A 9,317-nucleotide genomic window follows, 5' to 3' on the forward strand; every position below is an offset into this window, starting at 1 on the left:
GAGGTCAGCTCTTCGACGGCCCGCGGGAGGTCGCGCGCGCCTTGGGGCCCGCTCGCCAGGCGGCGGCCGATGTCACGGATGGTGAAGCCGATGCACGGCTCCTCCCCCTCCGGCACCCACACCGCCGATACCTCGACCTCCGACTGGTTGCCATGCAGCCCGCGCGCCGAGGTGGCCATGAGGCGCACTGCCCCGTTCTTCCGCAGCATGCTGGTGAACACGGGGAAATCCGCCCCCGGCCGGCCGATGTACGTAGCCAGAGCGGTTCCGCGCACCTGTTCCTCGCTCGCCAATTCAGTGATGTCGAGGAAGGCGCGGTTGGCCGTGAGAATGGTGCCGTCCAGCTCGGTTACAACGAACGCATCGGGGGAGCGCTCCAACAGGTCCACCAGGCGTGACGGCGAGTTGGCACCGGTGCTGCCGGCCTCAGGCAGTGCGGCAGGGGAGAAGCGCACCAACAGCAGCGTCGCCGACTCCTGGCGGAAGCACGACGCTGAGGCGTGAAACACCCGCCCGCCCTGCAGGGCGAGGCTGATGTCGCCGGCGCGACCGGCGCTGCGCGCCGCCGAGAGGAGCTCTTCGAGTGCCTGCGCCGCCGGCGCATCCATGCCGAGCGGGAACGCACGCCCAATCAGGCGGTCGGTCGGCTCACCGAAGATCTGCCCGGCCGCGCCGTTGGCGTCGAGCACCTTGAGGGTCGACGCGTCCAGCGCGAGAATGCCGTCGCTGGCCAGCTGGAAGAGCAAGCGGTAGCGGGTTTCGACATGACGCAGGCGCCAGTAATCGCGCTCCATCGCCTGCTGGGCTTCCACCAGCCGCTGTTGCAGGGCCGACACGTGGCGCATGTCGCGCCCCACGGCGACCAGACTGCCGTCCTGCCCCAGCTTCACGGTGGTGTAGCTCACCGGGACGTCCGTCACGTCGCCCATGACGTGATTGACCTGACGGCGCTTCGATACCCCCTGATGGACCGCCTCCCGAAGGAGCATGTCGATCTTGGCGCGCGAATCCCCGGATACGGTCTCGTTCCACGGGCGCCCGACCCACTCGGTGGCGGTATCGAACTGCGAGTCACCACCGCCCGTGAGCGCCACGTCGCGGATGACGCCCGCGCCGTCCATCACGAGTGCGATATCGCCGGCGACAGCCAAGAGGGCCGCCGCCGTGCGGGCGTCGAGCGCGCCGAACGTGGGATTAGTCCCGTCGGAGGGCTTCACGGAACTGGCCATACTCGCCAAGCCCCTCCGAAGGGTGTGCGTCCGTCACATCGGCGCGGGCCGCCGCGAGCAACGAGCGCGCGATGGTCGGCGCCTGACGGGCGTCGGCGGCAATGGCATTCGCGCCGACCTGGTCGGCCAGCGATGCATCCTCGGCGAAGAGCTGGCCGCCCACCATGATCTGGATGTTGGGATTCCGCGACGCCGACTTGAGGCGGCGGATGTCGCGGCGCAGCACCGAGAGGCGGCTCTCGGTACCGACCGAGAAGCCGATCACGTCGTACCACTCCGTGGCGACCAGTGAGAGCAGGTCACTGTCGGTCCAGGGGGCACCCACCAGCACGCGCCATCCGTCGCGCAGCAGGAACTCGCCGACCATGATGATGCCCAAGGTGTGCTGCTCGCCGGGGACGCAGGTGAGCAGAATGTTGCCCACCGGTTCGGTGTGTCCCGACTCGGCGAGGAACACCTGGGACAGGTCGCGCAGCAGACGCTGCATGCGGCCAAGGGCGACGGTCACTTCGACGAAATCACATTCGTCGTTGTTCCACATCTCGCCAAGCCGATGGGCCGAGGGGGCGAGCAGGTCGAGGTAGACCGCTTCGACCGTGGCGCCCTCGGCGAGCACGCCGCGGACGAACTGCGCGCCGCGGCTGTCATCGTGACTGCGGACGGCATTGACGAACGTCGTCACATCGTCGTCCGAAAGTGACCGGGCCGCCGCAGCCCCCACGGACGGCGAGACGGGGCCCACCCGGTGACTCGTCATGAGACGAGGCACGAGGTCGTTCTGAATGGTGCGCTCGAGGCGCTCAAGGCGGTCGAGGCGCTCGCTGCGGCGCGGCGAAGACAGGTGATCCATGAGATCAGGGCTGGAGCCCGGGCCGTGGGTCACCATGGAGAGGCCGGCAGCTGGCTGGAGGAACGCGCCGAACATGGCCGCGAAGTCTCCTGGGCGCGGTGGCGGAAAACGGTGAGAGCCCGGGTATGCGGGACACACATTAACCAAAGCTCGGAGATAATGGTACCGCGTGGTCCAGTTGTCAAGAAAAGTGTACGTCAAGTTTTCTTGACAACTTCCGGGCCCAATCACACATTGGACGCATCTGGGCAGCGAACCCCCGGAAGAGACGGCTGATGACTGTTGTGCCCCAACCCAAGACGGCCGCGAACGACGCGACCGCCTCCCCCCGCGCGTCAACCACGACGGTACGCACGGGTCTCTATACGCCAGAAGAGCGCAAGCGCCGCGACGATACGACGTGGACGCTGGTGCAAGGTATCCTTGCGCCCGTCCAGTTCCTCGTCATGGCGGTGTCGGTCTTTCTCGTGCTGCGCTACCTCAAGACCGGACAGGGACTCGGGGCGGCCCATCTCTCCATCGTGGTCAAGACGCTCGTGCTGTACACCATCATGGTGACCGGCGCGATCTGGGAGAAGGTCGTGTTCGGGCAATACCTGTTCCACGAAAGCTTCTTTTGGGAAGACGTCGTCAGCTTCTTCGTGATCGGCCAGCACACGGCCTATCTCGTGGGGCTCTACCTCAAGTGGGACCCGCGCTTCCTTATGTGGATGGCGCTGGTTGCCTACGCCGCCTACACGGTGAACGCCATCCAGTTCATTCTCAAGCTGCGCGCGGCCCGGCTCCAGGAAGCGGCGGAAAAGGCCGTGCGGCTGGCGCACGCGGGCGCCGGCGAGGTTACCGCCCCGTGAGCGCGCTCCTCGAATTGCCCGTCATCCGCGAGCGTGGTCAGCGTGAGGTCTTCTGCGGACTGACCGGCATCGTGTGGCTGCACCGCAAGATGCAGGACGCCTTCTTCCTCGTGGTGGGGTCGCGCACCTGCGCGCACCTCGTGCAGTCGGCGGCCGGCGTGATGATCTTTGCCGAGCCTCGCTTTGCCACCGCCATCTTGAGCGAACGCGACCTGGCCGGCTTGGCCGACGCCAACGACGAGCTGGATCGGGTCGTCCAGCAGCTGCTGGCGCGCCGCCCCGACATCACCACGCTCTTCCTTGTGGGATCGTGCCCGTCGGAGGTGATCAAGCTCGATCTTTCGCGTGCCGCCGAGCGGCTCAACACGCAGTTCATGCCGCGTGTGCGGATCCTCAATTACTCGGGGAGCGGTATCGAGACCACGTTCACGCAGGGTGAGGATGCCTGCCTGCGCAGCATGGTGCCGCACCTTCCGGCCACCACCTCCGCTGCGCCCGAACTGCTGATCGTGGGCACGGTGGCCGATGTGGTCGAGGATCAGTTCGCGCGGATGTTCGCCAAGCTCGGGATCGGGCCGGTGCACTTCTTTCCGCCGCGCCGCGCGCGGGAGCTGCCGCCGATCGGTCCCAACACGCGCCTCCTGCTTGCCCAACCGTTTCTCAACGACACCGCGCGTGCCCTCGTGGCCCGCGGGGCGACGTTACTCTCGGCGCCGTACCCGTTCGGGGTGAACGGTACGACCGAGTGGCTCCGCGCCGCGGCCGATGCGTGGGGGGTCGCCCCGGCCACGTTCGAGGCGGCCGTCGCGCCCAACGCCGACCGTGCCCGCGTGGCGCTCTCACGCTACCGCCCGCAGCTCGCGGGGAAGCGCTTGTTCATGTTCCCCGACTCGCAGCTCGAGATTCCGCTCGCGCGCTTCCTGCATGAGGAGTGCGGCATGGAGCTCGTAGAGGTGGGGACGCCCTTTCTCGATAAGCTGCTCGTCGATGCCGAGCTCTCGCGGCTGCCGGCCGGCGTGCAGGTCAGTGAGGGGCAGGATGTGGAGAAGCAGCTCGATCGCTGCCGGGAGGCGCGCCCCGATCTGACCGTGTGCGGTCTGGGGCTCGCCAATCCGCTCGAAGCGGAGGGACTGCGCACCAAGTGGTCGATCGAACTCGTTTTCTCTCCCGTGCACGGCTTCGAACAGGCCGGCGATCTGGCCGAACTTTTCGCGCGCCCGCTCGATCGTGCGCAGCGGCTTGCGGTCTGAGGCGACCATGGAACTGACGCTCTGGACGTACGAAGGCCCCCCGCATGTGGGCGCCATGCGCATTGCCACCTCGATGACCGGGGTGCACTACGTGCTGCATGCGCCGCAGGGCGACACCTACGCTGATCTGCTCTTCACCATGATCGAGCGGCGTGATCGTCGCCCACCCGTTACGTACACCACGTTCCAGGCGCGCGACCTTGGTGGCGACACGGCGGAGCTGGTGAAAACCTCGGTGCGTGAGGCCTACGAGCGCTTCAAGCCCGACGCGCTCCTCGTGGGCGAGTCCTGCACCGCGGAACTCATCCAGGATCAGCCGGGGTCCCTCGCACAGGGCATGTCCCTGCCGGTGCCGGTCGTCCCCCTGGAACTCCCCGCGTACTCCAAGAAGGAGAATTGGGGGGCGAGCGAGACGTTCTATCACCTCGTCCGGGCATTGCTGCAGCCGCTGGCTCCCGCCGTCGGCACGGTGCGTGAACCCGTGATGACGGTGGTGCAGCGCGAGCAACGCCGCCCGCGCGCCAACCTGCTCGGTGCGACCGCCCTCGGATTCCGCAATCGCGATGACGTGCGCGAGATCACACGCCTGCTGCACGACCTCGGTGTGGATGTGCATGTGTGTGCGCCGCACAACGCCACGGTGGCGGATATCCGTCGCATCCCCGAGGCCGACTTCAATATCGTCATGTATCCCGAAGTGGCGGATACGGCCGCGCGCTGGATCGAAAAGACGTTCCGCATGCCCACCGTCAAGACGGTGCCGATCGGCGTGCTCGCCACGCGCGAGTTCGTGCAGGAGATCGGCCAGGTGACCGGCATCGATGTGCAGCCGCTCCTCGAGCACGAACGTGCCGGGGCGGCGCAGGTCGACGCGAGCCGGTCGCTGCTGCCGTGGTACTCGCGCAGCGTGGACAGCACCTACCTCACCGGCAAGCGGGTGTTCGTATTCGGCGATGCCACGCATGTGCTGGCGGCCGCCCGCATCGCGAAGGACGAGCTCGGATTCCAGGTGGTGGGCATCGGCACCTATGCGCGCGAGTTCGCGCGCCCCGTGCGCGACTATGCGGCGAGCATCGGCGTGGAGGCCCTCATTTCCGATGACTACCTCGCGGTGGAGCAGAAGGTCAGCGAGCTGGCGCCGGAACTGGTGCTCGGCACGCAGATGGAGCGGCATATCGCCAAGCGTCTCGGTGTCCCCTGCGCGGTGATCTCGGCGCCCATCCACGTGCAGGACGTGCCGGCGCGTCACTCGCCGCAGATGGGCTTCGAGGGCGCCAACGTGATCTTCGATACGTGGGTGCACCCGCTGATGATGGGGCTCGAGGAACATCTGTTGCACATGTTCCGCGACGACTTCGAATTCGGTGATGGCACGTCGCCGTCGCACCTCCACCATGCAGCACCCAAGGCGGCTGCCGCCGCGGTGCCGGTGCGGGAGGCGGTCCGTCCGTCCGCCACGGCCACCGGCACGTTCATACCCACAGACGCGCACCAGCTCATCGCGCCCGAAGCCGCGAGTGCGGTGGGGCTCACCGAAGAAGAGAACGAAGCGCCCGCGACAATCAACGAGGCACCGGTCCCGGTGACGAGCACCCGCTGGCTCCCGCCTGCGGAGGCTGAGCTCAAGAAGATTCCGTTCTTCGTGCGCGGCAAGGCCCGCCGCAACACCGAACGGTACGCGCTCGAGCAGGGGATCGCCGATATCACGGTGGACACCCTGTACGACGCCAAAGCGTTCTATGGCCGCTGACACCCGCACTCCCGACATGCGCGTCTGTATCACGACGCTGGATGCTCACCTGGCCGACGCGTTCGAACGCGCCAAGCACGGCCTCAGGCGCGTCCCGGGATTGCACGTGTCCATGCATATCGCTGCGGACTTCGGTACCGATCCGAAGGCGGCCGAGCGCGCGCGCCAGGACATCGCGAACGCCAACATCGTCGTGTGTACGCAACTCTTTCAGGAAGAGTACGCCAACGAGGTGCTGCAGGCGGTGCTCGATCGGCGCAAGGACGCCGATGCCGTGCTGTGCGCGTTGTGCACGCCGGAACTGGTGAAGTGCACGAAGCTCGGCAAGTTCGACATGATGGGTGGCGAGAGCCGTTCCCCCTTCTCGCCGATTTCACTGCTGAAGAAACTCCGTGGCTCCCGCGGTGACGGCAAGAGCAGCGGCGAGCGGCAGATGAGCGCCCTGCGCACGCTCCCCAACCTGCTCAAGTTCATTCCTGGGACGGCGCAGGACGTTCGCGCGTACCTGCTGCTCATCCAGTACTGGCTCGCCGGTTCCGACGAGAACATCGAGCAGATGATCCGGTACGCGGTCGACCGCTATGCCGCGGGGCCGCGGGCGACGTTCAAGGGCGCGCTCAAGCCCGCGCAGCCGGTCACGTATCCCGAGGTGGGGCTCTGGCATCCGGCGCTGGCCAATCGCGGTATCGCCGAGGAGCTCTCGGCGCTGCCGAAACGGGCCACCAGCACCGGCACGGTGGGCATGCTTGTGGGGCGCTCGTACCTGTTGGCCGGCAACGTGGCGCACTATGCAGCTGTGGTGGCAGCGCTCGAGGCGAAGGGCCTCAAGGTGATTGCCGGCTTCTCGTCGGCGCTCGATGCGCGGCCAGCCATCAGCAAGTACTTCGTTGATGCGCACGGCCACGCGACGATCGACGCCATGATCAACCTGACCGGCTTCTCGCTGGTCGGCGGCCCGGCTTACAACGACTCGGTCGCGGCGCAGGCGGTGCTCAAGCAGCTCGACGTGCCGTACCTCACGCTCCAAACGCTCGAGTTCCAGACGATTGAGGAGTGGCAGCGCGATACGCGCGGGCTCAACCCGCTGCAGGCCACCCTGCAGATCGCCATCCCGGAGCTCGACGGCGCAATCGTGCCCACGGTGTATGGCGGCAAGGGGCCGCCCGTCGAGGGCAAGCCGGCGGCCTCCGAGCCCATCCCGGAGCGTGTGGAGCGCGTGGCCGAGCGCGTGCACAAGCTCGTGTCGCTCCGGCGCAAGGCGCGCGCGCAGCGCAAGGTCGCCATCATCCTCTTCAATTTCCCGCCCAATGCCGGCAACACCGGCTCGGCGGCCTACATTGCGGTGTTCCCGTCGCTGCAGCGGGTGCTGGCCGAGATGAAGGAGGCCGGCTACACGGTGGATCTGCCGGCCAGCGTCGACGAGCTGCGCGACCGCATTACGCAGGGGAACCGCGAGCAGTTTGGCGCACCGGCCAACGTGCATACGCGCATTCCGGTCGACGACCATGTGCGCCGCGAGAAGTATCTCAAGGAGATTGAGAACACGTGGGGGCCCGCGCCCGGGCGCCAGCTCGCCGACGGCCAGTCCATTCAGGTGATGGGCGTGCAGTTCGGCAATGTCTTCGTGGGCGTGCAGCCCAGCTTCGGCTGGGAAGGCGACCCGATGCGCCTGCTGTTCGAGGGAGGCTTTGCCCCCACCCACGCGTTCAGCGCCTTCTATCGCTGGCTCAAGGACGACTATCAGGCCGACGCGGTGCTCCACTTCGGCACGCACGGCGCGCTGGAGTTCATGCCCGGCAAGCAGTCGGGGCTCGACAACACGTGCTGGCCGGAGCGCCTCATTGGCGACCTGCCCAACGTGTACCTCTACGCGTCCAACAACTCGTCGGAAGGCACCCTCGCCAAGCGTCGCGGCAACGCCACGCTGGTGTCGTACCTCACGCCGCCGGTGGCGAACGCGGGACTCTATCGTGGGCTCGCCGATCTCAAGACGAGCCTCGATCGGTGGCGTCAGCTGGATGGAGGGCGCGCGGCCGAAGCCGACCAGCTGCGTACGCTTGTCCAGCAGCAGGCCGCGGCGGTAGAGCTGGCGGCGGCCGAGCCGGCGTGGACGGCGCAGGAGACCGACGCGCGCATTGCCGACATTCGTGAGAAGCTGCTGGAGCTCGAGTACAGCCTCATCCCCACGGGCCTCCATGTTGTGGGTGAGCCCATGACGCCGGAAGCGCGAGTGGAAATGCTCGTGGAAATGGCGCGCAGCGGCCGCCCGGAAGTGGAGCTGCCCAGCATCGGTGAAACGGTGCTGGCGGGGCACGGCGACAAGCGCAGCGACGACACGCAAGGCGCGGCGGTGGAGGCCATCGTGCATGCTGCCGTACACACGCTGGTACACAAGACTGATCTGCGCGTGGCGCAGCAGGCCGGCCGTGCCGAGGCCAAGGCGCGCGGCATGCGGCTCGCCAACGACAAGCAGTTCGATCAACATCTCGAATTGCTGGCGGGCTACGACGTCTCGCTGCGCGAGGATCGCGAGGTGGAGGGTATCCTGCGGGCGCTCGACGTGCGATACGTGGAGCCTGCCCCTGGCGGCGACCTCCTGCGCAATCCGCAGGTCCTCCCCTCCGGGCGCAACATCTATGGCTTCGACCCGTATCGCGTGCCGAGTGCGGCGGCGATGCTGGAGGGACGCGGCCGCGCCGATCAGCTGTTGGCCAAGCACAAGCAGGAAACCGGCGAGCTCCCCGAAACGGTGGCCGTCGTGCTGTGGGGGACCGACAACATGAAGAGCGAAGGCACGCCGCTCGCGCAGGTGATGGCCATGATGGGTGTGGTGCCGCGCTTCGACAGCGTGGGGCGCCTCACCGGGGCGCGTCTCCTGCCGCTCGACAGCCTGGGCCGCCCGCGCGTGGACGTGGTGATCACGCTCTCCGGGATCTTCCGCGACCTGCTGCCGCTGCAGGTGAAGCTGCTGGCCGAAGCCTCGTTGCTGTGCGCGAAGGCCGAGGAAGACCCGGAGATGAACTTCATCCGCAAGCACGCGCTGGAGACCATGCGTGACACCGGGTGCACGATCGAGCAGGCGTCGCTTCGCGTGTTTTCCAACGCCGACGGCGCGTACGGGTCGAACGTCAACTTGCTCATCGAGACGGGCAAGTGGCAGGACGAGAACGAGCTCGCCGACCTGTTCGTGCAGCGCAAGGGCTTCGCGTACGGCCCCGACGGCAAGCCGCAGTCACAGCCGGCGCTCATGAAGCGCGCGCTGGGCAAGGCGACGCTGTCGTTCCAGGGGCTCGACTCGGTGGACCTCGGTGCCACCGACATCGACCAGTACGTGGAATCGCTCGGTGGCATGACGCGCGTGATCGCGCAGCAGAACGATGGCAAGAC

General features: G+C 67.3%; 6 protein-coding genes. 4 read left to right on the forward strand and 2 right to left on the reverse strand.

Annotated features, from left to right (window positions below):
- Both ppsR and ACIQ51_RS13490 read right to left on the reverse strand, forming a co-directional pair.
- On the reverse strand, positions 1-1,229 hold a 1,229-nt coding region (gene ppsR / locus ACIQ51_RS13485), incomplete at its 3' end, for a transcriptional regulator PpsR (protein WP_396205577.1).
- Entirely contained in the window at positions 1,195-2,154 is a 960-nt protein-coding gene (locus ACIQ51_RS13490) for a B12-binding domain-containing protein (protein WP_396205578.1), read from the reverse strand. The genes ppsR and ACIQ51_RS13490, both read right to left, overlap by 35 nt.
- Before the next feature lie 200 nt (positions 2,155-2,354).
- Between ACIQ51_RS13490 and bchF the strand changes: the two genes are divergently transcribed.
- The 4 genes from bchF to bchH form a co-directional block, all read left to right on the forward strand.
- Complete coding sequence (gene bchF, locus ACIQ51_RS13495; RefSeq protein WP_396205579.1) at positions 2,355-2,930, forward strand: 2-vinyl bacteriochlorophyllide hydratase; 576 nt, start codon at positions 2,355-2,357, stop codon at positions 2,928-2,930.
- A complete protein-coding gene (locus ACIQ51_RS13500) occupies positions 2,927-4,180 on the forward strand; it encodes a ferredoxin:protochlorophyllide reductase (ATP-dependent) subunit N (protein WP_396205580.1) in 1,254 nt (417 codons plus the stop codon). The genes bchF and ACIQ51_RS13500 overlap by 4 nt, the downstream gene beginning before the upstream one ends.
- Positions 4,181-4,187: 7 nt before the next feature.
- Positions 4,188-5,930: a ferredoxin:protochlorophyllide reductase (ATP-dependent) subunit B gene (gene bchB, locus ACIQ51_RS13505; RefSeq protein WP_396205581.1), complete on the forward strand. Its 1,743-nt coding sequence runs from the start codon at positions 4,188-4,190 to the stop codon at positions 5,928-5,930.
- 16 nt (positions 5,931-5,946) lie between these two features.
- On the forward strand, positions 5,947-9,317 hold a 3,371-nt coding region (bchH, locus tag ACIQ51_RS13510), incomplete at its 3' end, for a magnesium chelatase subunit H (protein WP_396205582.1).

The organism is Gemmatimonas sp. (assembly GCF_044344655.1).
GTDB lineage: Bacteria > Gemmatimonadota > Gemmatimonadetes > Gemmatimonadales > Gemmatimonadaceae > Gemmatimonas.